Genomic DNA, 25157 nt, shown 5'->3' on the forward strand with positions numbered 1-25157 from the left:
GAACCCAGCCATGCCACAGATGAATGATTTTGAGCATATCGCCCGCCGTCAGGGCGGGTTGAACAAGCATCTTACCGCCGGGCAGATGTCGATGCTGGCGATCGGCGGCGCCATCGGCACCGGGCTGTTTCTCGGCAGCGCCTACGCCATTCAGATGGCGGGGCCGTCGGTATTGTTGAGCTACCTGATCGGCGGCGTCATTGCGCTGCTGCTGATGGGCAGCCTGGCGGAGATGACCTCCGAACACCCAACGCCCGGCTCGTTCGGCGACTACGCCGAATTCTATCTCGGCCCGCTGTTCGGTTTTCTGGTGCGTTATTCTTACTGGTCCTGTGTGGTGCTGGCGGTGGGTACCGAAGTCACCGCCATCGGCATGTACATGCAGTTCTGGTTCCCGGCGACGCCGACCTGGCCGTGGGTGCTGCTGTTCTCGGCGGCGGTGATCGTCGTCAACGTGATCGGGGTGAAGTCGTTCGGCCAGGTGGAATACGCGCTGTCCACCGTCAAAGTGACGGCGATCGTGGCGTTTATTCTGATCGGCATCGGCATTCTGGCATTCTCGGGCAACCCGGCCTACGGCCTGCGCAACCTGACCGCCGGCGGCTTCATGCCGTTTGGCGTCAAGGGCATGTGGTTCGCGGTGATCGTGTCCATCTTCAGCTACCTGAGCATTGAAATGATTGCGGTGGCCGCCGGCGAGGCGAAAAATCCGGTGATTGCGGTGAAGGCGGCGTTCAAGGGCACCATCGTGCGGCTGTTCATCTTCTACATGCTGTCGATCGCCCTGATGCTGGCCATCGTGCCCTGGCGCCAGTCCGGCACCGGCGAAAGCCCGTTCCTGATGGCGATGAACGTGATCCATCTGCCCGCCGCCGCCGGTATTTTCAACTTTATCGTGCTGGTGGCAGCGCTGTCGGCAATGAACAGCCAGCTGTACATCACCACCCGCATGATGTTCTCGCTGTCGCGTGCCGGGCAGGCGCCGGCGGCATTGGGGCGCGTCAGCCGGCGCGGCATTCCGGTCAATGCGTTGGCGATGTCGTGCATCGGTATCGTGGTGTCCATCGTGCTGAGCCTGGTGGCGCCGGAAACCTCGTTCGCCGCCATGATGTCTATCTCGGTGTATGGCGCCTGCTTTACCTGGCTGATGATTTTCGTCACCCACCTGTTCTTCCGCCGCCGGCATCGGCAGACCCACCTGAAGTTCCGCATGTGGGGCTTTCCCTATACCACCTTGCTCGGCGCCGGGCTGATGGCGGCGCTGATGATCTCGACGGCGTTTACCGAATTCTTCCGCATGACGCTGTGGTTCGGCATTCCGTTCACCTTGCTGCTGGTGGTGGCTTATCACTTCCAGAGCCGCCGCGCGGCTACACCGTCGCCGTTCAAGGCGCCGGAGGTGGAGTAATGAGGTGGAGTAATAAGGGGAGGGGCTGAGGCGCATCTCAGCCCCGGGGATTAAAGCTGGCTTTTCGGGATCAGGTGGTCGCCGAAGCTCAGGCGTTGGCGGCCCGGTTCGATTTCGGTCAGCGGCGCCACTTCGTGCAGCGAGGATTTGCAGCGCTGTACCAGATCCTGATACTCGCGGGTGCCGGCGATCTTCCAGGCCAGCTCCTGTTCGGTCAGATCGCGCAGCACGCGCGCCGGGCTGCCGACCACCAGCTTGTTGGCTTCGATCACCGCCGCGGCTTTGACGAACGCCATCGCGCCGACGATGGTGTTCTCGCCGATCTCCGCACCGTCCATCACCACCGCGTTCATGCCCACCATCGCGTTGCGGCGAATGCGGCAGCCGTGCAGGATGGCGCCGTGGCCGATATGGCCGTCTTCTTCCACCACCGTGTCCTGCTGCGGGAAGCCGTGCATCACGCAGTTGTCCTGAATGTTGGCGCCGTCGCAGATTACCAGGCGGCCAAAATCGCCGCGCAGGCTGGCGTTCGGGCCGATATACACGTGTTTGCCGACGATCACGTCGCCGATCAGCACCGCCGTCGGGTGCACGTAACTGCTTGGGTCAACGACCGGCGTCAGGCCGTCAATCTGATACACAGGCATAGCGTGAGTTCCTTAATATGTAGGGTCGCGCGGCAGGCCGCCGAAGCGCCGATAGTAACCGGCGGCCGGCGCGGGCAGGGCGCCGATGGTGGTCTCCGCCAGCGCACTGACGTACTCCGTCGCGGCGCGATCGACCTGCTGATAGAGATTGATGCACAGATTACGGGCGATTTGGCCCTCCCACTGCGCGGGCAGCAGCGCGTCCGGCAGCAGCGGATCTTTCAACACCACGCGACGGAAGAAGTGAATCAATAATAGCTTAATCTGGAAACCGCGCAGCGGCGTCAGCGCCGCCGGGTCGACTTCGCGCAGCAGCGCCATCAGCGGCCGGAAGGAGACGATAAACTCGTGATAGCCAGCCGCCACATCGCTGAGCGACCAGCAGTCGGCCACCAATTTTTGCAGGGTTTGCTCGGAGCGATTGTAGGGGTAATCGGCGCGAAAGTAGATCACCTGCTCACTGGCGTTCAATTCGCCGAGCAGCGCCGTCACGTCGGTTTGCGCATGGGTGGGGGCGGCCATCAGATTGTTGGCGATCTGCCCGAACCCGAGCCAGCCCAGCTCTTTTTTCAGCCGCGCGCGCGCGTTTTTTTCGGCGCATTCCAGCAGCAACAGCTCCCACTTGCCGTCCCAGGCAGGCTGCTCGCGCAGATAGATTTTCGACTCGGCGTGGCGGAACTGGCGCATTCCCTGCTCGGTCACGCGGTAGAAGCTGCGGCGGCCTATTTTCTCCACCGCCAGCCAACCCTCTTTCTGCAGGCGAAACACCGAGGTGCGCACGAAGCGATCGCCGAAACCGAAGGCCTCCAGCAGCGCGCTCAGGCTGCCGAGCCACACTTCGCCGCCGCGGTGGCTGAGCGCGTCGCCGTACAGCGAAATGATCAGCGAGGTACCGCTGATCGGCTGCGCGTCGACGGCATGGCGAATGAACTCATCCAGTTTATGTTCCATATTTTTCCATGGGTTAGCCTTCGATGAGCCATAACATTACCATAATTTAAGGCGGCGTCATCCGTGACGCCGTGCGCTTCAGCGCGGCCGCAAATCGACCACGCGCTGCGCCTTGCCTTCTGAGCGCGGGATATCGCCGCAGTTGGCGATGCTGACGTCGGTGCTGACGCCCACGATCGATTTGATGTGGTGGCGCAGCTGGTGGCAGATGTCGCAACGCTGCTGGTGGCTGAGGCTGAGCGCCGACTCCTTGAGCTCAACGCGCACCGCCAGCGTGTCCAGATGCCCGCTGCGGCTGACCTGCAGCTGGTAGTGCGGCGACAACTGCTCGAACTGCATGATCTGCTCTTCCACCTGCGACGGAAAGACGTTGACACCGCGGATGATCAGCATGTCGTCGGAACGGCCGGTGATCTTGCCCATGCGGCGCATCTGGCGCGCGTCGCCCGGCAGCAACCGGGTGAGATCGCGGGTGCGGTAGCGGATCACCGGCAGCGCCTCTTTAGTCAGGGTGGTGAACACCAGTTCGCCGTGCTCGCCGTCCGGCAGGGCAATGCCGGTTTCCGGGCAAATGATCTCCGGCAGGAAGTGGTCTTCCCAAATGGTCGGGCCACCGCCGCTCTCCAGACACTCCATCGCTACGCCCGGCCCCATCACTTCCGACAGGCCGTAAATATCCAGCGCCTTGATGCCCATGCGGGTTTCGATCTCGTGGCGCAGGGCTTCGGTCCAGGGTTCGGCGCCGAACACGCCGAGCCGCAGCGAGCAGCCGCGCGCATCGCCGCCCATTTTGCGCTCCAGTTCGTCGATCAGCGTCAGGCAATAGGACGGCGTCACCATGATGATGTCGGGCTTGAAGTCGAGGATCAGCTGCGCCTGGCGCTCCGTCTGGCCGCCGGACATCGGGATCACCGTCGCGCCGAGCCGCTCTGCGCCGTAGTGCGCGCCGAGGCCGCCGGTGAACAGGCCGTAGCCGTAGGCGACGTGCACCTTGTCTTTGGCGGTGGCGCCGCCGGCGCGCAGGCAGCGGGCGACGATATCGGCCCAATTATCGATGTCGCGCTGGGTGTAACCGACCACCGTCGGGCGGCCGGTGGTGCCCGAGGAGGCGTGGATGCGCACCACCTGTTCCATCGGCACTGCGAAGGTGTCGAACGGGTAGTTGTCGCGCAGATCCTGCTTGGTAGTGTAGGGGAAGCGCGCCAGATCGCTCAGCTGTTTGAGATCGTCGGGGTGTACGCCGGCCTGATCGAATTTGCGTTTGTACATCGGCACATTGTCGTAGGCGTGGTGCAGCGTCCACTTCAGACGCGCCAACTGCAACGCTTCAATCTCATCGCGCGAGGCGAATTCGATCGTTTCAAGGGGCTGTGGATTTATTGTCATGGTTAGCCTCAGGGGTCAGACACGCTCAATGATCATGGCGATGCCTTGGCCTACGCCGATGCACATGGTGCACAGGGCGTAGCGGCCGGCTCGCCGTTCCAGTTCAAACAGGGCGGCTAGCGCCAGGCGCGCGCCGCTCATGCCCAACGGATGCCCCAGAGCGATCGCGCCGCCGTTGGGGTTAACCTGCGGGGCATCGTCCGGCAGGCCAAGCTGGCGCATCACCGCCAACGCCTGGGCGGCGAACGCTTCGTTCAATTCGATGACGTCCATCTGCGCCAGGCTCAGCCCGGCGATCTCCAGCACCTTGCGGGTGGCCGGCAGCGGGCCGATGCCCATCAGCCGCGGCTCTACGCCGCAGGTGGCGGTGGCGACGATGCGCGCCCGCGGCGTCAGCCCCTGGCGCGCCGCCATCGCTTCAGAGGCGACGATCAGCGCCGCCGCGCCGTCGTTCAGGCCCGAGGCGTTGCCGGCGGTGACGCTGCCGGGCTGACGGAACGGGGTTTTCAGCGCCTGCAACTGCTCGAAGGTGGTGTCGGCGCGCGGGTGTTCATCCTGGCTGAACAGGGTGACCGCGCCTTTTTTACCGGTGAGGCTGACCGGCGCTATCTCCTGCGCCAGGTGACCCAGCGCCTGCGCCCGGGCGGCGCGCTGCTGGCTGCGCAGCGCAAAGGCGTCCTGATCGGCGCGGCTGATGTTGAACTGCGCCGCGACGTTTTCGGCGGTCTCCGGCATCGAATCGGTGCCGAACTCGGCCTGCATCCGCGGGTTGACGAAGCGCCAGCCGAGGGTAGTGTCGTACAGCTGCGCCTGGCGGCTGAAGGCGCTGTCGGCCTTGCCCATCACCAGCGGCGCACGGGTCATCGATTCCGCGCCGCCCGCCAGCAGCAACCCGGCGTCGCCGGCCTTGATGCTGCGCGCCGCCATCGCCAGCGCATCCAGGCCCGAACCGCACAGGCGGTTCACCGTGGTGCCGGAAACGCCGATCGGCACTCCGGCCAGCAGCAGCGCCATGCGTGCCAGGTTGCGGTTGTCTTCCCCGGCCTGGTTGGCGCAGCCGAGGATCACGTCGTCCAGCTGCGCCCAATCCACCTGCGGATGGCGTTCCAGCAGCACGCGCAGCGGCAGGGCGGCGAGATCGTCAGCGCGCACCTGGGCCAGCGCGCCGCCATAGCGGCCGATCGGGGTGCGCACGCCGTCGCAGATAAATGCCTGATTCATGCCTGATCTCCTAAATACTGTGGCCGAGGCGGTGCGCGCGGCCGCGGAACCAGGCGACGGTTTTGCCCAGTTGGTTAACGATCTCGACGTCGTACAGCCCGGTGGCTTTGCCCTGGTGGCGCACCGCCGCGCTGGCGGTGAGGCGATCGCCGGCCAGTGCCGGGCGGACGAAATCGATGCTGCAGCCGGAGGCCACCGCCGCCAATCCCTGGCTGTTGCAGGCGTAGGCGAAGGCGGTATCCGCCAGGCTGAACAGCTGGCCGCCGTGGCAGGTCTGGTGGCCATTGAGCATCTGCGGGCCGACGGTCATGCTGACCTGTGCGTACCCTGCATCGACGGCGTCGATATGCATCCCCATCGCCTGAGCGCAGGTATCTTGCTGGAACATCTGTTCGGCGCAGCGCTGAGCCAGCGCGCGCGGCGTATTGGCGTTCATCGTTCGGCTCCTGAGAAAGAGGCGGGGGAAGCGTAGCGGCGCAGCAGCGGCATCGGGCGATAGCGCGCTTCGCCGTAATAGCGTTGCAGGTTTTCCAGCGTCGTCAGAATGTGGCGCCAGCCGAGTGCGGCGCCCCAGGCCAGCGGGCCGCGCGGATAGTTGACGCCGCGCAGCATCGCCAGATCGGTATCTTCGGCGCCGGCGACGCCTTTGTTCACCACGTCGAGCGCTTCGTTGGCCAGCATGGCCAGAGTGCGCATCGTCAGCAGGCCGGGATAATCCGGCAGTTGAATGACCTGCTTGCCGAGGGACTGCAGCAGGCGAATCGCGTTGGCATTGTGTTGCGCGCCGTTTTGCGCCGCGCAGCTGATGGCGATGGCGGAGGCATGCGCATAGTCGGCACAGAGATCGAACAGCACCACGGGCGTTCCACGTTCGTCGGCCAGTTGGCCGGCGGTTTTACCATTGGTTAACATCATTGTAACGTCGTCGATCGTGAGGTACGGGCTGGTCTGGCCAGGTTGTTTGATCCCCCCCGCATTTTCGATCAACAGTTCCGCCAAATCGGCCAGCGAAGACCAGTCGCCGTGCAGCGTGACGCGTTGCGGCGGCGCGGACTGCGCCGGCGGCGCAAAGGCGATCATCTCTGCGGCGGGGCGTTGCGCGTCGTAGCGGTAGAAGCCGCGGCCGGATTTGCGGCCGAGATGTCCGGCGGCCACCAGCTCCTGCTGCACCAGTGAGGGGGTGAAGCGCGGATCCTGGTAGAAGGCCTGATACACCGAGTCGGTCACGGCGTAATTGACGTCCTGGCCGATCAGATCGGTCAACTGCAGCGGGCCCATGGCGAAGCCGCCGGCGTCGCGCATGACTGCATCCAGGGTGGCGGCGTCGGCCACCCGTTCCTCCAGCGCGCGTAGGGTTTCGGCGTAGAATGGCCGCGCTACGCGGTTGACGATAAATCCCGGCGTCGAGCGGCATACAACGCTCTGCTTACCCCAGCGCTGCGCCAGGGCCTGCAGCGCGGCGAGGGTCTCGGCGCCGGTCTCCAGACCGCTGACGATCTCCACCAACTTCATCAGCGGCGCCGGGTTGAAGAAGTGCAGCCCGGCCATGCGCGCCGGGCGCTGCAGTGCCCCAGCGATAGCGGTGATTGACAGCGAGGAGGTATTGCTGGCGAACAGCGCCGTGGGCGAGCAGACCGCTTCCAGATCGCGGAACAGGCTCTGCTTGATCGCCAGATTTTCCGCCACCGCTTCAATCACCAGTGCGCAGTCGGCCAGTTGCTCGAGCGAGTCGGCGCGTTCGAGGCGCGCCAGCAGCGCTTCGGTGGTTGTGGCGTCGGCCTTGCCGCCGTCGACCCGCTGCCGTAGGCGGCGAGCGAGATCGTCGATCGCGTGCTGGGCGGCGGCGGGCGCGATGTCGAACAGCCGCACCGGATGGCCGGCGGCAGCGGCCACCTGGGCGATGCCGATGCCCATGGTGCCGGCGCCGATCACCGCCACCTGGCCGTTAAGAAGGGGCGCGTTCATGGCTATTTCCCGCTGAAATTTGGCGTGCGTTTGGCGAAGAACGCGCTGACGCCTTCGCGATAGTCGTCGCTGCGGCCGCCCAATCGCTGCAGATCGCGCTCCAGATCGAGCTGTTGATCGAGGCTGTTGGTGGCCGAGCTGTAGAGGGCTTTCTTGATTAGCCCCAAACCGTAGGTCGGCTGGGTGGCCAGATGGCGCGCCAGCGTTTGCGTGCGGTCGGCCAATTCATCCGCCGGCACCACCTGCCAGATCATGCCCCACTCCAGCGCCTGTTGGGCGCTGATTTTGTCACCCAGCAAGGCCATGCCCATCGCGCGGGCGTGGCCGGCCAGCCGTGGCAGGAACCAGCTGCCGCCGGAATCCGGCACCAGCCCCAAACGGCAGAACGACTGAATAAAGCCGGCGTTGTCGGCGGCGATGACGATATCGCACGCCAGGGCCAGCGCGGCGCCGGCGCCGGCCGCCACGCCGTTGACTGCGCATACCACCGGTTTCGGCAGGGCGGTCAGGCGGCGGATCAGGGGGTTGTAGAAACGTTCGACCGACAGGCCGAGATCCGGCGCCTGTTGATCGGCGCTGACGTTGCGATCGTTGAGATCCTGCCCGGCGCAGAAACCGCGCCCGGCACCGGCGATCAGCAGGCAGCGCACGCTGTCGTCGCGCTCGGCTTGCGTCAGCGCTTCGCTCAGCTGGCGATGCATCTCGTCGTTAAAGCTGTTGAGCCGATCCGGCCGGTTGAGGGTCAGCGTCAACACGCCGGCGTCGAGATGGCTGAGAATCAATGCGTTATCCATAAATCAGCGCCCCTGATAGTTTGGCATACGTTTTTCGAAAAAGGCGGCGATGCCTTCGCGGCGATCGTCGGTGGCGGCCAGGGTGACGAACTGCTGACGCTCCATCGCTAGCCCCTGGCTAAGGCCGGTTTCCTCGGCCTGTTTCAGCGCCTGCTTGGCGGCGCGCAGCGCCAGCGGCGCCTGACGGCTGATGCGATCGGCAATCTGCTGCGTGCGCTCCAGCGTCAGGGCATCGACGCACACTTCGCTGATAAGGCCAGCCTGCAGCGCGGTGCGGGCGTCGATGGCTTCGCCGGTCAGCACCATCTGGCTGGCGCGCGCCTTGCCGACGCAGCGGATCAGGCGCTGGGTGCCTCCGGCCCCCGGCATCAGGCCGAGGGTGATCTCCGGCAGGCCGAAGCGGGCGCTTTCGCCGCCGATAACGATGTCGCAGGCCAGCGCCAACTCGCAGCCGGCGCCCAGGGCATAGCCGTTCACCGCCGCCAGCAGCGGCTTGCTGAACTGCGCCAGCCGCTGCCACAGCTGCGGACGGCGATCCGCCAGCGCGGCCGGCAGATCCTGCTGTTGCAGTTCGCGCAGATCGGCGCCGGCGGCGAAAAAGCGCGCCGCGCCGGCGATCACCACGGCGCCCACGCCGCTGTCGGCATCTGCCTGCTCCAGACGGGCAACCAGCTGTTCCAGGCACGGCGTGCTCAGGGCGTTGCGCGCCTCCGGGCGGTGCAGCGTCAGCGTGACCACGCGGTGTTGCTGCTGATGCAAAATAAAGGGGGTATCCATCGCGGCTCCTAGACGTCGAAGTCCAACACCACGCCGTCGCCTTTCGGCCACGACTGGCAGCTCAATACGTAGCCCGCCGCCAGCTGATCCGGCTCCAGGCTGTAGTTGACGCCCATCTCCACCTGGCCGGCCTTCAGACGGCATTTGCAGGTGGCGCACACGCCGCCTTTGCAGGCGTAGGGCAGATCGGCGCCCTGGCGCAGCGCGGCATCGAGAATGCTGTCGTCCTGTTCGCCGATCTCGATATCCAACCGGCGGCCGTCGAGCAGGATCGCCACCCGGGTAGCGTTGCGATCGCCGCTGTGGCGCGGGCGGGTGACCAGGCCGCTGGTGTTGAAGCGTTCGCTGTGGATGTGATTGGCCGGTACGCCGGCCTGCTCCAGCACGGTTTGCGCGTCGTCCATCATCGATTCCGGCCCGCAGATAAAGGCGTGGTCATAGTCGCGGAAATCCAGCAGCGCGCCGCCGATCGCCGTCAGGCGTTCACGGTCGATGCGGCCGCTGAGCAGCGGGCTGTCGAGACTTTCCTGGCTGAACAGGTACAGCGGCTGAAAACGCTGCGGGTAGCGGTTTTTCAGATCCGACAGCGCCTCTTTGAACATCATTGAACGGCTGTTGCGGTTGCCGTAGATCAGGGTGAAGCTGCTGCCCGGTTCGAGCAGCAGCGTCGCCTTGATGATCGACAGCATTGGCGTGATGCCGGAGCCGGCGGCGATCGCCAGGTGGTTGCCGTGGCGCTCTGCCTGCGGCTGGTAGCCGAAGCGCCCCTGCGGCACCATCACCTCCAGTGCGTCGCCGACTTTCAGCATGCGGTTGACGAAGCCGGAGAAACGGCCCTGATCAATCGCTTTTACGCCGATCTGCAGCAGGCCTTCCTGCGGCGAACTGCAGATGGAGTAGCAACGCCGCAGTTCTTCGCCGTTGACTAGCGCCTTGAGCGTCAGGTGCTGGCCGGGGGTATAGCGGTATTGGTTTTGCAGCTCTTCGGGCACCCGCAGGGTGATGGCTACGGCGTCAGGCGTTTCGCGCTCGATGGCGGCGACGCTCAGGCGATGAAAGACCGTCATGGTGTCAGCGCTCCTATATGCATTTGAAATAGTCGAACGGTTCCCGGCAGTCGCAGCAGCGGTACAGCGCTTTACAGGCGGTGGATCCGAACTCGCTGATCTTCTCGCTGTGGGTGCTGCCGCAGCGCGGGCAGGCGACCGGGCCGTGGGCATGCGGCCGATCGCAGGTGTGGCCCTGCGGGGGCGCTACGCCGTATTGCCGCAGCCGCTCGCGGGCGTCGGCGTTCATCCAGTCGGTGGTCCAGGCCGGGCTGAGGCGAATGTCCACCTGCACCGGGCTGAAACCGGCGGCCGCCAGCCGCTGCTCGATGGCGTTGAGCAAAAATTCGGTGGCCGGGCAGCCGGAATAGGTTGGGGTGAAGGTCACGCGCCAGCCGATGCCGTCGCGTACCACGTCGCGCACCATGCCCAAATCGGTGATCGACAGCACCGGCAGCTCGGGATCGCTGATCTGCTGTAGGCAGTGCCAAATCTGCGGGATTTCGGCGGGTTGCAAACGAGTAACGTTCATCGCGGCCTCCTACCACTGACTGTTTGGGTAGGCGCGCTGCAGGAACTGCATCTCCGCCAGCAACGGGCCGAGGTGTTCGCTGTGCTGACCTTGCTTGCCGCCGTGACGGAACGCCTGCTCGGCGGGCAGCGCCAGCGTCGCCTGCCGCAGCGTCTCTTCCACCTGCGCTAGCCAGGGGGCCTGCAGCGTGCGCGGATCGACGGCGATGCCTTGTTCCGCCAACGCCAGTTCCAACGCGTCGGCGTGGAACAGCTCGGCGGTAAAGCGCCACAGGTTATCCAGCGACTGTTGGATCTTGCCGTGGCTGATGTCGTTGCCGTCACCGAGGCGGATCATCCAGCCGTGGCTGAAGCGCAGGTGATAATCGGCCTCCTTCAACGATTTGGCGGCGATGGCGGCGATCTGCGCATCGCGGCTGCGGCTCAGCGCCTGGTGCAGCTGCACGTGGTAGGCGTCGAGCAGGAATTGGCGCACCAGCGTGTCGTTGAAACCGCCGTTCGGCTGTTCCGCCAGCAGCAGGTTATGGAACTGGCGCTCGTCACGGCCGAAGGCCAGGCTGTCTTCGCTGCAGGGCGGCCCGGCCAGTTCGGCGGCGTAGCCCAGGAAGTGGCGCGCCTGGCCGAGCAGATCGAGACCGATGTTGGCCAACGCCAGATCGATTTCCAGTTCGGGCGCGTGGCCGCACCAGGCGCACAGACGCTGGGCGAGGATCAGAGGCGTGTCGCCCTGGCGGAGCAAATAGCTGATGCGCGGATCGTTAACCGTCATGGTCGCCTCTACATGTTCTTGATGCCGTCGGGGATGGTGTAAAACGTCGGATGACGGTAGATCTTGTCTTCGGACGGATCGAAGAACGCGCCGCGATCTTCCGGCTGCGAGGCGATCAGATGGCGCGATTGCACCACCCAGATCGAACAGCCTTCGTTGCGGCGCGTGTAGGCGTCGCGGGCGTTTTCCAGCGCCATTTGGTCGTCGGCGGCGTGCAGGCTGCCGACGTGGCGATGCGCCAACCCTTGTTTGCTGCGGATAAACACTTCATACAGCGGCCATTCAACGTGGCTCATGATCTCGGTTCCTTATGTTGGCTATGCGGCGGAAGCGGCGTTTTTCGCGGCGTGGGCCATGGCGCCGTCGCGCACCCAGGCGCCGTCTTCCCAGGCGCGGCGTTTGGCCTGCAGGCGTTCGTGGTTGCATTGGCCGCGTCCTTTGATCACTTCATGCAGTTCGCTCCAGTCGATCTCGCCGAAGCGATAGTGGCCGGCGGCCTCGTCCCAGGTAAGACTCGGGTCTGGCGCCGTCATGCCCAGCGCCTCAAGCTGCGGTACGGTGTTGTCGACGAATTTCTGCCGCAGCTCATCGTTGCTGTGGCGTTTGATTTTCCACGCCATGCTCTGGGCGCTATGAGGGGAGTCGGCGTCGCTCGGGCCGAACATCATCAGCACCGGCCACCAGAAGCGATCGATAGCGTCCTGCAACATGGCACGCTGCGTGTCGCTGCCGTTGGCCATCGCCATCACCGCCTCGTAGCCCTGGCGCTGGTGGAAGCTTTCTTCTTTGCAGATTTTCACCATCGCCCGCGCATAGGGGCCGTAGGAGGCGCGGCACAGCGCTACCTGGTTGACGATGGCGGCGCCGTCGACCAGCCAGCCGATCACGCCGATATCCGCCCAGTTGAGCGTGGGGTAATTGAAGATGGAGGAATACTTCATCTTGCCGTCGAGCATCTTTTGGTAGATGTCCTGGCGCGAACAGCCGAGGGTCTCGGCGGCGCTGTAGAGGTACAGACCGTGGCCGGCCTCATCTTGCACTTTGGCCAGCAGCACCGCCTTGCGGCGCAGCGTGGGGGCGCGCGTCAGCCAGTTGGCTTCCGGCAGCATGCCGATGACTTCCGAGTGGGCGTGTTGGCCGATCTGCCGAATCAGGTTCTGACGGTAGGCGTCCGGCATCCAGTCTTTGGCCTCAATGGCGATATCCGCCGCGATCTTGTCGTCGAAATGCTGCTGATATTGTGCGTCAGTTGTCATGCTTGCCTCTTGGTGATTCGTGTTTTTCACATTAGATATAAAAATGTGAATCACTTTAACTAACCATAAGGCTACAAATTGATAACAAAAAGATCAAACGAGATTCATGTGGTTTTGCGAGTTCACTCACAAGGTTTTTTGTTATTTTGTTGATTTAATTTGATAAATAAAACCATCAATTCCGTATTAATGACAGGGTAAGCGGCTTGAAAACGGGTTTTGTTCTGTTTTTGTTAAAATTTGATTTGGCGTTGACTGGTATTTATGTGATACGTAATTAAGCTTTAGGGTGAAAATTTATGAATTTTGGAGGGCACATGCAGCAGTTACACAGTTATCTATCTGGCGCCTGGGTGTATGGGCAGGGAGAGGGCCGCGAGATCCGTCACGCCGTGACCGGCGAAGCGCTGTACCAGGTCTGCTCCGACGGCCTGCCGTTAGCGGCGAGCCTGAGCTATGCCCGCAGCCACGGCGGCCCGGCGCTGGCGAACATGACATTCCAGCAGCGCGCCCAGATGCTGAAAGCGGTGGCGAAACACCTGCTGGCGCATAAAGAGGCGCTGTATCAGATTTCCTATCAAACCGGTGCGACGCGCAGCGACGGGTGGGTCGATATCGAAGGCGGCATCGCCACGCTGTTCGCCTATGCCGGCATGGCCGGCCGCGATCTGCCGGATGATACGCTGTGGCCGGAAGACGAGTTGATCCCGCTGTCGAAACAGGCGCAGTTCGCCGCCCGCCACGTGCTCACTTCGCGCCCTGGCGTGGCGCTGCACATCAACGCCTTCAACTTCCCGTGCTGGGGCATGCTGGAAAAACTGGCGCCGACCTGGCTGGCGGGCATGCCGGCCATCATCAAGCCGGCCACCGCCACCGCGCAGCTGACGCAGGCGATGGTCAGGCTGATCGTCGACAGCGGGCTGGTGCCGGAAGGGGCGTTGCAGTTGGTTTGCGGCGGCGTCGGCGACATGTTTGCGCACCTGGATTATCAGGATGCGGTGACTTTCACCGGCTCGGCGCAGACCGGGCAGCGGCTGCGTGCGCATCCGCGCCTGCTGGAAAAATCGATCGCCTTCACCATGGAGGCGGATTCGCTCAACTGCTGCGTGCTGGCGGAGGACGTGACGCCGGAGATGCCGGAGTTTGCGCTGTTCATCAAAGAAGTGTGCCGTGAAATGACCGCCAAGGCGGGGCAGAAATGTACTGCGATCCGCCGCATCATCGTGCCGGCGGCGCAGGTGACGGCGGTGCGTCAGGCCTTGTTGCAGCGCCTGGCGGGGGTGACGGTGGGCGACCCGCAGCTGGAGCCGGTGCGCATGGGGGCGTTGGTCAGCCACGAGCAGCGTGAGGATGTGCAAAGCAAGGTAGAGTTCCTGCTGCGCAATGGTTGCGAACCGCTCTGTGGCGCGGCGCTGGATAAGCTGGAGATCCTGGGCGACGGCGCGCGCGGTGGGGCGTTTTATCCACCGACCCTGCTGTATTGCGCCGATCCGTTCACCCATCAGGCGGTGCACGGCACCGAGGCCTTTGGGCCGGTGGCAACGCTGATGCCGTATGCGGATACCGAGCAGGCGATCGCATTGGCGTTGCTGGGGCAGGGCAGCCTGGCGGGATCGCTGGTGACCGCCGATCCGGCGTTGGCCAAGCGCTTCATTCGCGCGGCGGCCTGCGCCCACGGCCGAATGCTGATTTTGGATGAACAGGCGGCGGCGGAGTCCACCGGCCACGGTTCGCCACTGCCGATGCTGGTACACGGCGGCCCGGGGCGCGCCGGTGGCGGGGAAGAGCTGGGCGGACTGCGTGCGGTGAAGCACTATATGCAGCGCACGGCGATCCAGGGCAGCCCGGCGATGCTGGCGGCCATCGGCGGTGAATGGGTGCGCGGCGCGCCGGTCGCCGAGCATCCGGTACATCCGTTCCGTAAATACTTCGAGCAGCTGCAGTTGGGCGACAGCCTGTTGACCGCGCGCCGCACCGTGACCGAAGCGGATATCGTCAACTTCGCCTGCCTGAGCGGCGATCATTTCTACGCGCACATGGACAAGATCGGCGCCGCCGATTCCCTGTTCGGCGAGCGAGTGGCGCACGGTTACTTTGTGGTGTCCGCCGCGGCCGGGCTGTTTGTCGATGCCGCCGTCGGGCCGGTGATCGCCAACTACGGCATGGAGAATCTGCGCTTTATCGAACCGGTGAAGATCGGCGACACCATTCAGGTGCGGCTGACCTGCAAGAAGAAAATCCGCAAGCCGCAAAAAACCGCCGAGGATCGGCCGCACGGCGTGGTGGTGTGGGATGTGCAGGTGTTGAATCAGGAACAGCAGCCGGTGGCGCTGTACAGCATCCTGACGCTGGTGGCGCGCCAGCAGGGGGACTTCGAGGTGTAATACGCGTTTGCCGCCGCCGGCAGCCCCGGCGGCGGCAATCTATTCAGATCAGCGGCTGACCGCGCAGCTGTTCCAGCACTTTCAGCGGCGAGCGCTGCGGATCCTGCATCTTGTTCACCGGCAACAGGAAGGTCTGTTCCAGCATAAACTGGCCGCCCATCGCGGCGTGCGGCGTTTGATCCGAGAAACAAATCCAGCTGCTGCCCGGCGGAAACGCCAGCGCCAGCTGCGGCCCCTGCTGCTGATAATCGCCGTCGGCCTTCATGGCGTCGTGCAACTGCAGCATCAGGTGGTCATAATGGCTGCGGCGGGTCTTGGTGATGCGCACCTGATGCTGCAGCCAGCTGCTGAGGGCGGAGTAGCGTGCGAGGCGCGGCATAAAGCGTGCCGCCAGCTCAGGGAACGGTTCACCGACACGCCATTGGCGGTGCTCGCCGTGCGGGTTGATGTTGGTGAAAATGCGCAGAATGCGTTCGCCGTAGTTCGGGCGCGACGGGAAAGCGTCGACGTGCAGCCGGCTGTCGTCTTTGCGCCAGGAGCTGCTTGCGCGCCAGGCCGAAACCGGATGCAAACGCAGGCTGCCGGTCGGATGGTGCAGCGCCTCCTGATACTCGGGCAACAGCCCGGCGATCAGCTGGCGGCACGACTGGTAATAACGTTCCAGCAGTTGCTGAACCTGCTGCCGGCGTTCCACGACGGCGACGCCGGTCAGCTTGCCGGACAGCGGCTGATAGCTGATGTTTTTGCGCTTCGGATCGACCAACGTCGGATCCAGCAGTGGCATTTCTTGTTCAGACAGGGTGAAGGCCAGCTCAGGCAGAAACAGTACCTTGCCCTGTTCCAGTTCGCTGACCGCGCTGGATGCTTCCGCTGCCGCCCATTGTCGCAACGGCAGCGTCAGGACGGCCTGTTCACGCATAATATCGCCAGTAGGCATGAGATCTCCTCGCAAATCTATATCGCTTTATTCCCGTCTTTCAGGTTGCCGCGTGATTGGCTGCACTGGCTTGCGCAGTGGCTGGCTGGAGCGGCGTCAGCAGGCCGCTCAATTGCAACGTGAAATTTGTGGGTTCTATTATGGATGTATCAGCAGGGCGCAGTGCGCCGAAGCGTGCGATGGCTTCCTGATAGAGAGAATATTCCCAATAAGGATATCACCGGCAATACCAATGAAAAGTAAACGAGGGCTAAACGGGGCTGCGCGTAGGCACGAATAATCAAAAATGGCACGAATTGTCTGCGGAATGGTGTATTTTTTATCTTATTGAATTGTAATGGAAATAAATATGCTGCTTATTTATTGGCGTTATTTCATTCAAATAGCAGGGCAAACCGGGGAAATAATGTTGCGGAGTGGAATTATTTCATCTTGTCGGGAATAAATCGGGCCGCCAAATTTGGAGACCCGATTATTGATTAAGCACCGTAAATGCAGTTTTTGCCTTTTTTCTTGGCCTGATACAGCGCGCTGTCCGCCTCATTGATAAAGCTGATCGGCGTATCGTTATACATATGTGGCACTTTGGCGCAGATGCCGATGCTGATGGTGACGATACCGTGCGGGTTGCCCTGATGCGGGATCTTCAGATCGCGTACCGCCTGGATGACGCGTTCGGCGAAAATCAGTGCGCCCTGAATGTCGGTATCCGGCAGGATAATCCCCATCTCTTCGCCGCCGTAGCGCGCTAAAACGTCGTTGCTGCGGCACGCCAACCCTTTGAGCGTTTGGCCGATCTGCTGCAGGCACTGGTCCCCGGCGACGTGGCCATAGCTGTCGTTGTACTGTTTGAAATAGTCGATATCCAGCATCAGCAGCGCCACGCTGCGGTAGTTGCGCGAAGCCCGCGCCAGCTCGTTCTTCAGCGCGATATCAAACTGGCGGCGGTTGGCCAGCCCGGTCAGGCCGTCCAGCAGCGCCAGTTCTTCGAGCATCTGGTTGATGCTGGTCAGCTGATCGCGGGTGCGCATCAGCTCGGCTTCGGTTTGCATGCTGTGCTTGATTTGTCGCAGCAGCACCATGCCCATCGCCAACAGGATCATCAGCAGCGAGAGGCCACCGGCGGCGAACAGCCCGGCGTCGGTGCGCCAGTCCGCCAGCGCGTCGCGTTTCGATAGCCCGGCGGCGATCACCAGCGGAAAGCGGTTGACCCGCGAATAGCCGTAGATGCGCTCCACTTTGTCGTACAGCGAGGTGATGGTGGCGTTGCCGAATTCCGAATGCGGCAAAATTTCGCTGAACAGCACGCCCTTGGCGATGTTTTTACCGATCGACGCCGCCGAGTAGGGGCGGCGGTAAAGGATGGTGCCGTCCGCCAGCAGCAGGTTCAGCGAGGCGTCAGTGTTGAGGGCGAAGCTGTCGTAAAACTGGCGGAAATAATCGACGTACAGCGTCGCCAGCACCACGCCGCCAAAGCTGCCATCCGGGTGGTTGAAGCGCCGCGAAACGGGAATGATCAGATCGCCGGTGGTGCGGCTGCGGATCACCTTGCCGATGTACAGGCCGCCGCCGTCGCGGTTTTGATGGTATTTGAAGTAATCGCGATCGGCGTTGTTGGCGTTCTTGATGAATTTGCCCGAGGAGGTCGCCAGCCAGCGGCCGCGCGCATCGTAGAGAAACAGCCCATGCAGCTGCGGCAGGTTGCCGACCTGCGTCTGCATGACGCGCTGCAGCCGCGTCAGCTGCGATGGACCCAGCCCGTCGTTCTGGAGACGTTCGGTCAGATCGAGCAGATTGCCGTCCACCTGCATGAAAGTATCGTCGGCATGCTGCGCCAGCGAACGGGCGAGGTTGGCGGATTCATGCTCGGCGCTGCGCAGATCGCGCTGGTGCGCGTTCCAGATTTGCCAGCTGTTAAAGAGGATCAGCGTGGCGGCAACGATGATGACAAACACGCCGGCCTGAAATAATAATGGGGAGCTTTTAACGCTGCGCGGCGGCACGGCATCCTGTATGGGTTGCTGCTGAGTCATGTCACCCTTGTTGTTTGATTACTATTTAGTTCGAGTTAAGAGCAATCTTATATTTTATGCATAAACGCGCCAGACCTCTAGCCCTTAACGAGGCGATAAGGCGAAAGGGCGATCGCAACCCGCATTTGCGGCGGCGTGAACGCGAAGGAGTAAAAGGGCCATGTCGGATTACATCATTATCGCTTTACTGACGCTGGCGGTGTATTACCCCCTCACGCTGGGGGGCCTGGCGGTGATGATGTTCTTCGCCTGGCGGCGGCGCCGGTCGCCCTATTGGCGGTTGGGATTGGCGCTGTTGGCGCTGCTGTTCGTGCTGTTCGCCAAGGTGGCGTATGACTGGCACCGCTACAGCTAGCGGCGCCATGACGGGTTATTCGACGTTGATCATCCAGTTGACGCCGAATTTGTCGGTCAGCATACCAAAGCCTTTGGCCCAGAAGGTGGCTTGGTAAGGCATCGTCACCTGGCCGCCCTGCGCCAGATTGTCGAACAGTTTGCGTCCTTGCTCCGCATCGCTGGGGTTCAGCGACAGCGAGAAGCCTTTGTGAGAAGCGCCGCCGCTGTCATCTTGTGGGCAGCCATCGGAGGCCATCAGTACACCGTCGCCGATCAGCAGACGCGCATGCATGATCGCTTCAGGATTGGCGTCCTGCGGCCCGCCTTGGCGGGCTTCTTCGGGCATGTCTTTGAAGCGCATGACCATTTCAATTTTGGCATTCAACTGCTGTACATAGAAGTTAATCGCTTGCTCACAGTTACCGCTGAAAAACAAATAGGGTTGTACCAGCATGACATTGACCTCGGTTGTGGCCCGACAGGCAACGACCGGCCCTCGGGCAGGAAGAAATGGTTGCTGGCGGCAATAATTGCCGTCGGTGACTTATTAGTGTAGTTCCCCTGACGCAGAATGCTCGTGCGAGGTGAGCGCCTTCGCCGCCGGCTGGGCGGGCGAAGGCGCGAAGGCGGTTAATACAGCGAAGGTTCGCCGGGTGGGCGGGTTTTAAAGCGGCGGTGCAACCACATGTATTGATCGGGTGCCAGCAGCACCTGTTCTTCCACCACGCGGTTCATCATGGCCGCCGCGCGCGTTTCATCGTCCAGCGGGAAGTCCGTCAGCGGTGGCTGTACGATCAGCTCATAACCCTGCGCATGCGGCAGGCGGCGCGGCACGAATGGCACGATCGACGGCCGCCCCATGCGCGCCAGGATATAGGTGCCGGTCGTCGTGGCGGCGTTTTCCACGGCGAAGAACGGTACGAACACGCTGCTTTGCGGGCCATAATCGTGGTCCGGCGCATACCACAGGATTTCACCCTGTTTCAGGTTGCGGATCATGCCTTTGATATCTTTACGATCGATCATGAATTTATTCGAGCGTAGCCGGCCGCGGGTCTGCACCCATTCCATCAGTTTGTTATTGTGCGGGCGATGCACGCCGATGCCGGGGTTTTGCATGCCGAAGATGCGCGCACCCAGCTCCAGAGTGAGGAAATGCAGGCCGATCAGCAGCACGCCTTTCCCGTCCTGACGCGCCAACTGCATGTTTTCCATGCCGCTCACCTTAAACCAACGGGCGATGCGCCAGTCAGGCCAGAACCAGGCCATGCCGACTTCGAACAGGCCCATGCCGACGGACTCAAAATTTTTGACAATCAGCGCCTCGCGCTCGGCGGCGAGCATCTCAGGGAAGCAGAGTTCTACATTGCGGCGTGCTATTTTTACCCGGCGTTTCATCAGGCGCATGGCGATTCTGCCAAGGCCGTGTCCGAGTCGATAAATGAGCGGGTAGGGCAGTAACACCAAGAGATAGAGTATTCCCAGCCCTATCCACAGCAACCAATAACGAGGGCGCAAGAATTTGCGCTCAAAGCGTTGGTTAGAAAGCATTTTTTCTATGATTCCTTTTCTTTCCCAATGGGACCTTAACCCAAATTTTTATAAGGCGAATAGTAGAACATTTCGTGCTAAATAGGATTTTCCATTAATGCTTTTTTTTCACTTTATTTAAGCGCAGGCGAAAAATGGAGTGAGATAGGATTTTTACCGAGGGAAGGGAAGATATTTTCCGCTATTTCAACCGGCTGGTGCAATTGAAAAATAAAGACACAATTAAGCGCATCGCAAAAGTGACAACTGCTATGTAACCTTAATGAAACAGTAACGCGATGGAACCGTCCCAAACGGCGGCCAGTGCGTACAGTAGCGCGAGAATCAGGACAAAGGGGGCATTGAACATGGATGTTTCCTCCATGAGGATTTGTTTAAAGTTTAGCCTCTCGAGATGACGGTAGGATGAAGTTAGATCGTTTTTTGTACGGTGAAATTCAGACGGACGGAAATGGGTAAACCGCTGATTTTTTACTATAGTCATAGTGTGAAGTTGTGCGTTTGTCGGCGTACGCCTCTGCATTGAGCGGCAGCGGGCAGGTTGCCCAGAGCAAGATCGCGGAGCGGACGGCGCCTGGCGCGAAACATGTGACGAGATTCTCAGAGGGTTGGTCTGTAAGGATTTGACATGTCATATGAAAATGACGAACTAAACGGTGTTGAGCAACCGAGCGACTACGTGAAAGCCACCGCCTGCGAAGTGCGCAGCGGTGTAAAAGCGGCGCTCGAGCAATCATGTGCCTGCCTTAAGGATAACCCTTGGGCGGGGATAGGCGCCGGCGCCGTCGTGGGCCTGGTAATAGGATTTCTGTTAGGCAAAAGGTAATAGGGAGAGTAAAGATGGGCATCATTTCCTGGATCATTTTTGGTTTAATCGCCGGTATCCTGGCCAAGTGGATTATGCCGGGCAAAGACGGCGGCGGCTTTATTGTGACCGTTATATTGGGGATCGTGGGCGCCGTCGTCGGCGGCTATATCAGCACCTTCTTCGGTATGGGCCGCGTTGACGGTTTTAACCTGGGCAGCTTTGTGGTGGCTGTAATCGGTGCCCTGGTGGTGCTTTTTGTCTACAGGAAGATCAAAGGCTAAGCAGCCGTTGCTCAACAGGGTCGCCGCGGCGGCCCTTTTTCGTGAAATCAATCCGGCGGTGCGGCGCGGGCCGTACCGGCTGAAAGGGGAATATCATGGGTCTGTTCGATAGCGTATTGGGTAACATTCTGGGTGGCGGCGCCAACGGTAAAGGCATCGACTACATCGCCATTATGCAGTGGGTTGAGCAACAAGGCGGCCTACAGGCCATTTTGGACAAATTCCGTCAGGGGCAGTTCGGCGATATCGTCGGTTCCTGGCTCGGCAATGGCGAAAATCAGCAGATTACCGGCGATCATGTGCAGCAGGCGTTGGGTAGCGATGCGATCAACCAACTGGCTGAAAAGCTGGGCATCGATCCTGCACAAGCCTCCAGCACCATTGCACAGTTCTTGCCAACGGTCGCGGATGCCGCCTCGCCAAATGGTGAAGTGCAGCAAGACAGCAACGAACTGGGCGACATGGTCGGCAAACTGTTCAAATAATGATTAGGCTCCCGGCATCTGGCCGGGAGCATTCACTCCGCTAATTCCCTCGATCGCCGTCAACGCTTGCTGCAGATGCGCCACCCAGGCGCGCACTTTCTCCGGAATAAATCGTAAGGCGGGATAGACCGCGTGCAGCGCCATGGGCGGGTAGCGGTATTCCGGCAAAACGGGCACCAGCGCCCCCGTCGCCAGCTGCTCGGCGATTAAAGGCCGTTGGGCGCCGCCGATACCCACTCCAGCCTCGATGGCGGCCAGCAGCGATAGCGTATTGTTGGCGCGGAACGTGGGCCGCAGAGCAACCATCTCGGGGCCGTGCGGCCCGAACAGAGTGAGCGTATCGCCGTCGTTCAAACCGCTATAACGAATGTGCGCATGTTTCGCCAACTCCGCCGGCGAACGGGGCGTGCCATGCTTGTCCAGATAGGCCGGCGATGCCACCAGCAGGCGTTGCAGCTCGCCCAAACGTTTCGCCACCATGCCGGGCGCATGGAGTTCACCGAAGCGCAGCGCCACGTCGATGCCTTCGCCGATCACGTCGGCGCGGCGATCGTCCAGCAGCAGTTCGATGGCGAGGTTCGGATGACGTTGCTGGAAAGCGATGGCCAGCGGTGTGACGTGCAACTGCCCGAATCCGGTAGGGGCGTGAATGCGCAGATTGCCCTGCAACTGGTGGTGCTGGTCGTGCAGTGCGTCTTCCGCTTCGTCGACCGCCGCCAGAATCGGTTTGAGGCGCTGATAATAACCGCTGCCGGCATCGGTCAGCGTGACCGCCCGGGTGCTGCGAAACAGCAGCTGGGCCCCCAGTTGCTGCTCCAGGCCGGCGATTTGCTGACTGACCGCCGGCTGCGTCAAACGCAGATCGCGAGCGGCGGCCGATAGACTGCCCAGTTCGGCCACTCGCATAAAGGTTTTCATTGCGTTCAGCTTATCCATGTCGAGCTTGCCTATAGATTTTTCTTATAAGTGTTAGTGAAAATCCTCTTCTACCGCAAGTATTACTAATCAATAACACTCAGGGTATCGATAACCTGAGGAGTGGCAAGATGAATGCAAAGCGACAGGCATTGGTGATCGGCGCCAATGGCGTGATTGGGCGCCGATTGATTGAGGAGCTGATTGATCAAGGTTGGCAAGTGGTGGGCGTCTCGCGCCGGGGGGGCGAACCGGCATCTGGGGTGCGCCACCTTCAGGTTGATCTGCTGGATGCGGCGGCGACGCGGGACGCACTGCGGCCGCTGAGCGCGATTAGCCACGTTTTCTATGCCGCCTATCAGGATGCGCCGGACTGGGCGGGGCTGGTGGCGCCCAATCTGCAGATGTTGCAACACGTCGTCGAGGGGCTGGAGCCGGTCGCGCCGGCGTTGGAGCATATCAGCCTAATGCAAGGTTACAAAGTGTATGGCGCGCATTTGGGGCCGTTTAAAACGCCGGCGCGCGAAAGCGACGCCGGGCATATGCCGCCGGAGTTTAACGTGGCGCAGCAGCAGTATCTGGCGCTGTGCCAGGCAGGCAAGCGCTGGCGTTGGAGCGCCATTCGTCCGAGCGTGGTGGGGGGCTTCTCTCTTGGCAATCCGATGAACCTGGCGTTGAGCATCGCGGTTTATGCCTCAATCAGTAAAGCGCTCGGGCTGCCGCTGCGCTTTCCCGGTAAGCCAGGCGCTTACCACAGTCTGCTGGAAATGACCGACGCCGGGCTGTTGGCGCGCGCCACGCTTTGGGCGGCGACCGAGCCGGCGGCGGCCAATCAGGCGTTTAATATCAACAACGGCGATCTCTTTCGCTGGAGCGAGATGTGGCCGAAAATCGCCGCTTACTTCGGGCTGGAATGCGCGCCGCCGCTGCCGATGCCGCTGGAGAGCACGATGGCGGACAAAGCGCCGCTGTGGCGAGAGCTGGTGCAACGGCACCAATTGACCGAACCGGACTATCGCGCGGTGGCCGGCTGGCGTTTCGCCGACTTCGTCTTTTCCTGGGACTATGACATGTTCGCGGATGGCAGCAAGGCGCGGCGTTTCGGTTTCCATCAGTTTGTCGAAACCGAAGCCATGTTTTTCTCGCTGTTCGAGGAGTTCCGCCGCCGCCGCATCATTCCCTGAGCGTGGCATCGGTTTCCCCGCAGCACAGGCTGCGGGGAATGGCCTCAGAACGTCAGCATGATCTTGCCGATGTGCTCGCTGGACTCCATCAGCGTATGCGCGGCGGCGGCCTGCTCAAGCGGGAAGGTTTTAAAAATTTGCGGTTTCAGCACGCCGCGCTCCAGCAGCGGCCAAACCTTCTCGCGCAGCTCGGCGGCAATCTGCGCTTTGTCCGCGACGCTGCGCGAACGCAGCGTCGAACCGGTATGGGTCAAGCGTTTCAAGAGCAGCGGCATCAGGTTGAGCTCTTTCACCACGCCGTTTTGCGTGCCGATTTGCACGATGCGACCTTCCATCGCTGCGGCCTGATAGTTCTTGGCCACATAGTCGCCGGCGATCAGATCGACGATGACGTCGGCGCCTTTGCCGTTAGTGGCGTCTTTGGTGCGGGCGACAAAGTCTTCGTTGCGGTAATTAATCGCCACGTCGGCGCCCAGCGCCAGGCTGGCCTGACGTTTCTCTTCGGATCCGACGGTGGTGATCACCTGGGCGCAGAAGGCTTTCGCCAGCATGGTGGCGACCGTGCCGATACCGGAGGTGCCACCATGGATCAACACGGTTTCGCCGGCTTTGAGATGACCGCGCTGGAACACGTTGACCCAGACGGTAAAGAAGGTTTCCGGCAGTGCGGCGGCCTCGGTCAGGCTCAGACCCGCCGGTACCGGTAGCGCATTGCTTTCATGCACGGTGCAGTATTCCGCATAGCCCCCCCCGGCGATAAGGGCGCAAACCCGATCGCCGAGCGCGAAGTGGGTCACGCCTTCACCGATGGCCACCACTTCGCCGGCAATTTCCAGGCCGGGGATATCCGAGGCGCCGGGCGGTGGCGCATAGTTCCCCTGGCGCTGCAGCACGTCGGGACGGTTAACGCCAGCGGCGGCGATTTTCACCAGCAGTTCGCCCGCCTGTGGCTCGGGTACCGGGCGTTCGGTGACAACCAGAACCTCGGGGGCGCCCGGTTGGCTAATCTCAATCGCTTTCATCGTGCCGGGCTGCGCTGCATTTGTTGACATGGTCACTCTCCTCATCGTGGCGGACGTGGTTATCAGGCTGAACGCCCGCAATAAAGTCTGCTGTTAGCTTAGCGAAATCGAAGGAGGTGCGCGTGGTCGAATAGAGCGGTTTTGCGAGGAGGAGAGGACGCCGCCGCGATGGGCGGCTGGATATCAATCGTTAGGGGGGATGCGGAAGCCTTTCAACGAGACGATAAAATGTTCTTTCCCTTTGGAGATCTTGGCGCCTTTATCGCACCACAGGCTGGCAAGCTGGAAGAAGTCATCGCTGCCGATATCGTAGGCCAGTTCGATTTTCTTGGCTGTGCCGGCGCGGATGAGCTTTTCTGCTTCCTGATGGTTTGCAGCTTTAATTATGGTCATGGGCGAAATCCTTGGTGTTAAGCCAGAGCGGATAATCGCGAATCATCATATGGCCATAGTGTGACAATTTTGTGATG

Annotated in this window: 27 protein-coding genes; 7 read left to right on the top strand and 20 right to left on the bottom strand. The window is 61.8% G+C overall.

Features of this window, described 5'->3' with window-relative positions; all coding sequences use genetic code 11:
* The first annotated feature begins 10 nt into the window (after positions 1–10).
* Positions 11–1408 (top strand): amino acid permease, encoded by a 1398-nt coding sequence (locus ACJ8HA_RS02390; protein WP_025303372.1) that lies wholly within the window; start codon positions 11–13, stop codon positions 1406–1408.
* Between the two features lie 50 nt (positions 1409–1458).
* On the opposite strand, the gene paaY is transcribed toward ACJ8HA_RS02390, so the two are convergent.
* The 13 genes from paaY to paaA form a co-directional block, all read right to left on the bottom strand.
* Positions 1459–2055, bottom strand: coding sequence for a phenylacetic acid degradation protein PaaY (gene paaY, locus ACJ8HA_RS02395; protein ID WP_021505794.1), 597 nt, complete (start codon positions 2053–2055; stop codon positions 1459–1461).
* Positions 2056–2067: 12 nt separating this feature from the next.
* Positions 2068–3006, bottom strand: coding sequence for a phenylacetic acid degradation operon negative regulatory protein PaaX (gene paaX, locus ACJ8HA_RS02400; protein ID WP_025303371.1), 939 nt, complete (start codon positions 3004–3006; stop codon positions 2068–2070).
* Positions 3007–3084: 78 nt separating this feature from the next.
* Positions 3085–4392: a phenylacetate--CoA ligase PaaK gene (gene paaK / locus ACJ8HA_RS02405; protein ID WP_016927188.1), complete on the bottom strand. Its 1308-nt coding sequence runs from the start codon at positions 4390–4392 to the stop codon at positions 3085–3087.
* A gap of 15 nt (positions 4393–4407) precedes the next feature.
* Complete coding sequence (pcaF, locus tag ACJ8HA_RS02410; protein ID WP_025303370.1) at positions 4408–5613, bottom strand: 3-oxoadipyl-CoA thiolase; 1206 nt, start codon at positions 5611–5613, stop codon at positions 4408–4410.
* Between the two features lie 10 nt (positions 5614–5623).
* Entirely contained in the window at positions 5624–6049 is a 426-nt protein-coding gene (paaI, locus tag ACJ8HA_RS02415) for a hydroxyphenylacetyl-CoA thioesterase PaaI (RefSeq protein WP_442515181.1), read from the bottom strand.
* Positions 6046–7578 carry a 3-hydroxyacyl-CoA dehydrogenase gene (locus tag ACJ8HA_RS02420; protein WP_442515182.1) on the bottom strand — a complete coding sequence of 511 codons (1533 nt, stop codon included), beginning with the start codon at positions 7576–7578 and terminating at the stop codon, positions 6046–6048. Before ACJ8HA_RS02420 ends, paaI begins: the two co-directional genes overlap by 4 nt.
* A 2-nt stretch (positions 7579–7580) precedes the next feature.
* Positions 7581–8372 (bottom strand): 2-(1,2-epoxy-1,2-dihydrophenyl)acetyl-CoA isomerase PaaG, encoded by a 792-nt coding sequence (gene paaG, locus ACJ8HA_RS02425; RefSeq protein ID WP_025303368.1) that lies wholly within the window; start codon positions 8370–8372, stop codon positions 7581–7583.
* 3 nt (positions 8373–8375) lie between these two features.
* Positions 8376–9149 (bottom strand): 2,3-dehydroadipyl-CoA hydratase PaaF, encoded by a 774-nt coding sequence (gene paaF, locus ACJ8HA_RS02430; protein WP_442515183.1) that lies wholly within the window; start codon positions 9147–9149, stop codon positions 8376–8378.
* An 8-nt stretch (positions 9150–9157) separates the two neighbouring features.
* Positions 9158–10216 (bottom strand): 1,2-phenylacetyl-CoA epoxidase subunit PaaE, encoded by a 1059-nt coding sequence (gene paaE, locus ACJ8HA_RS02435; RefSeq protein ID WP_025303366.1) that lies wholly within the window; start codon positions 10214–10216, stop codon positions 9158–9160.
* A gap of 13 nt (positions 10217–10229) precedes the next feature.
* Entirely contained in the window at positions 10230–10727 is a 498-nt protein-coding gene (paaD, locus tag ACJ8HA_RS02440; protein ID WP_442515184.1) for a 1,2-phenylacetyl-CoA epoxidase subunit PaaD, read from the bottom strand.
* 9 nt (positions 10728–10736) lie between these two features.
* On the bottom strand, positions 10737–11495 hold the full coding sequence (gene paaC / locus ACJ8HA_RS02445) for a 1,2-phenylacetyl-CoA epoxidase subunit PaaC (protein WP_043140519.1): 759 nt from the start codon (positions 11493–11495) through the stop codon (positions 10737–10739).
* An 8-nt stretch (positions 11496–11503) separates the two neighbouring features.
* On the bottom strand, positions 11504–11791 hold the full coding sequence (paaB, locus tag ACJ8HA_RS02450) for a 1,2-phenylacetyl-CoA epoxidase subunit PaaB (protein ID WP_004935173.1): 288 nt from the start codon (positions 11789–11791) through the stop codon (positions 11504–11506).
* Positions 11792–11812: 21 nt separating this feature from the next.
* A complete protein-coding gene (paaA, locus tag ACJ8HA_RS02455; protein WP_033647856.1) occupies positions 11813–12751 on the bottom strand; it encodes a 1,2-phenylacetyl-CoA epoxidase subunit PaaA in 939 nt (312 codons plus the stop codon).
* A 317-nt stretch (positions 12752–13068) separates the two neighbouring features.
* Here paaA and paaZ point away from each other — a divergent pair, with 317 nt between their 5' ends.
* A complete protein-coding gene (gene paaZ / locus ACJ8HA_RS02460; protein ID WP_442515185.1) occupies positions 13069–15135 on the top strand; it encodes a phenylacetic acid degradation bifunctional protein PaaZ in 2067 nt (688 codons plus the stop codon).
* A 43-nt stretch (positions 15136–15178) separates the two neighbouring features.
* Here the strand turns inward: paaZ and ACJ8HA_RS02465 are convergent, their stop codons facing one another.
* Positions 15179–16072, bottom strand: a complete 894-nt coding sequence (locus tag ACJ8HA_RS02465; RefSeq protein WP_169540981.1) for a Kdo hydroxylase family protein — start codon at positions 16070–16072, stop codon at positions 15179–15181.
* 479 nt (positions 16073–16551) lie between these two features.
* Positions 16552–18105 carry a sensor domain-containing diguanylate cyclase gene (locus ACJ8HA_RS02470; protein WP_025303360.1) on the bottom strand — a complete coding sequence of 518 codons (1554 nt, stop codon included), beginning with the start codon at positions 18103–18105 and terminating at the stop codon, positions 16552–16554.
* A 160-nt stretch (positions 18106–18265) separates the two neighbouring features.
* Between ACJ8HA_RS02470 and ACJ8HA_RS02475 the strand changes: the two genes are divergently transcribed.
* A complete protein-coding gene (locus ACJ8HA_RS02475; protein ID WP_043140533.1) occupies positions 18266–18460 on the top strand; it encodes a hypothetical protein in 195 nt (64 codons plus the stop codon).
* Positions 18461–18475: 15 nt separating this feature from the next.
* Here the strand turns inward: ACJ8HA_RS02475 and yjdN are convergent, their stop codons facing one another.
* Together yjdN and ACJ8HA_RS02485 are read right to left on the bottom strand one after the other, a co-directional pair.
* Positions 18476–18895 carry a VOC family metalloprotein YjdN gene (gene yjdN, locus ACJ8HA_RS02480; protein ID WP_025303359.1) on the bottom strand — a complete coding sequence of 140 codons (420 nt, stop codon included), beginning with the start codon at positions 18893–18895 and terminating at the stop codon, positions 18476–18478.
* A gap of 176 nt (positions 18896–19071) precedes the next feature.
* Positions 19072–19992: a Kdo(2)-lipid IV(A) acyltransferase gene (locus ACJ8HA_RS02485; protein WP_060447860.1), complete on the bottom strand. Its 921-nt coding sequence runs from the start codon at positions 19990–19992 to the stop codon at positions 19072–19074.
* A gap of 628 nt (positions 19993–20620) precedes the next feature.
* Between ACJ8HA_RS02485 and ACJ8HA_RS02490 the strand changes: the two genes are divergently transcribed.
* From ACJ8HA_RS02490 to ACJ8HA_RS02500, 3 genes are all read left to right on the top strand, one after another.
* Positions 20621–20818, top strand: coding sequence for a glycine zipper domain-containing protein (locus tag ACJ8HA_RS02490; protein WP_025303357.1), 198 nt, complete (start codon positions 20621–20623; stop codon positions 20816–20818).
* A gap of 14 nt (positions 20819–20832) precedes the next feature.
* Entirely contained in the window at positions 20833–21081 is a 249-nt protein-coding gene (locus ACJ8HA_RS02495) for a GlsB/YeaQ/YmgE family stress response membrane protein (RefSeq protein ID WP_004935146.1), read from the top strand.
* Positions 21082–21176: 95 nt separating this feature from the next.
* A complete protein-coding gene (locus ACJ8HA_RS02500) occupies positions 21177–21566 on the top strand; it encodes a YidB family protein (RefSeq protein ID WP_025303356.1) in 390 nt (129 codons plus the stop codon).
* A 3-nt stretch (positions 21567–21569) separates the two neighbouring features.
* Here the strand turns inward: ACJ8HA_RS02500 and ACJ8HA_RS02505 are convergent, their stop codons facing one another.
* Positions 21570–22502 (bottom strand): LysR family transcriptional regulator, encoded by a 933-nt coding sequence (locus ACJ8HA_RS02505; protein WP_043140541.1) that lies wholly within the window; start codon positions 22500–22502, stop codon positions 21570–21572.
* A 110-nt stretch (positions 22503–22612) separates the two neighbouring features.
* Here ACJ8HA_RS02505 and ACJ8HA_RS02510 point away from each other — a divergent pair, with 110 nt between their 5' ends.
* On the top strand, positions 22613–23665 hold the full coding sequence (locus ACJ8HA_RS02510; RefSeq protein ID WP_060433450.1) for an SDR family oxidoreductase: 1053 nt from the start codon (positions 22613–22615) through the stop codon (positions 23663–23665).
* A 44-nt stretch (positions 23666–23709) separates the two neighbouring features.
* Here the strand turns inward: ACJ8HA_RS02510 and ACJ8HA_RS02515 are convergent, their stop codons facing one another.
* Positions 23710–24717 carry an NAD(P)H-quinone oxidoreductase gene (locus ACJ8HA_RS02515; protein ID WP_442515186.1) on the bottom strand — a complete coding sequence of 336 codons (1008 nt, stop codon included), beginning with the start codon at positions 24715–24717 and terminating at the stop codon, positions 23710–23712.
* Between the two features lie 153 nt (positions 24718–24870).
* Positions 24871–25080 carry a hypothetical protein gene (locus tag ACJ8HA_RS02520; protein WP_004935132.1) on the bottom strand — a complete coding sequence of 70 codons (210 nt, stop codon included), beginning with the start codon at positions 25078–25080 and terminating at the stop codon, positions 24871–24873.
* Positions 25081–25157: the final 77 nt, after the last annotated feature.

Origin of the sequence: Serratia sp. CY33802 (assembly GCF_052169095.1) — a bacterium.
Taxonomy (GTDB): domain Bacteria; phylum Pseudomonadota; class Gammaproteobacteria; order Enterobacterales; family Enterobacteriaceae; genus Serratia; species Serratia bockelmannii.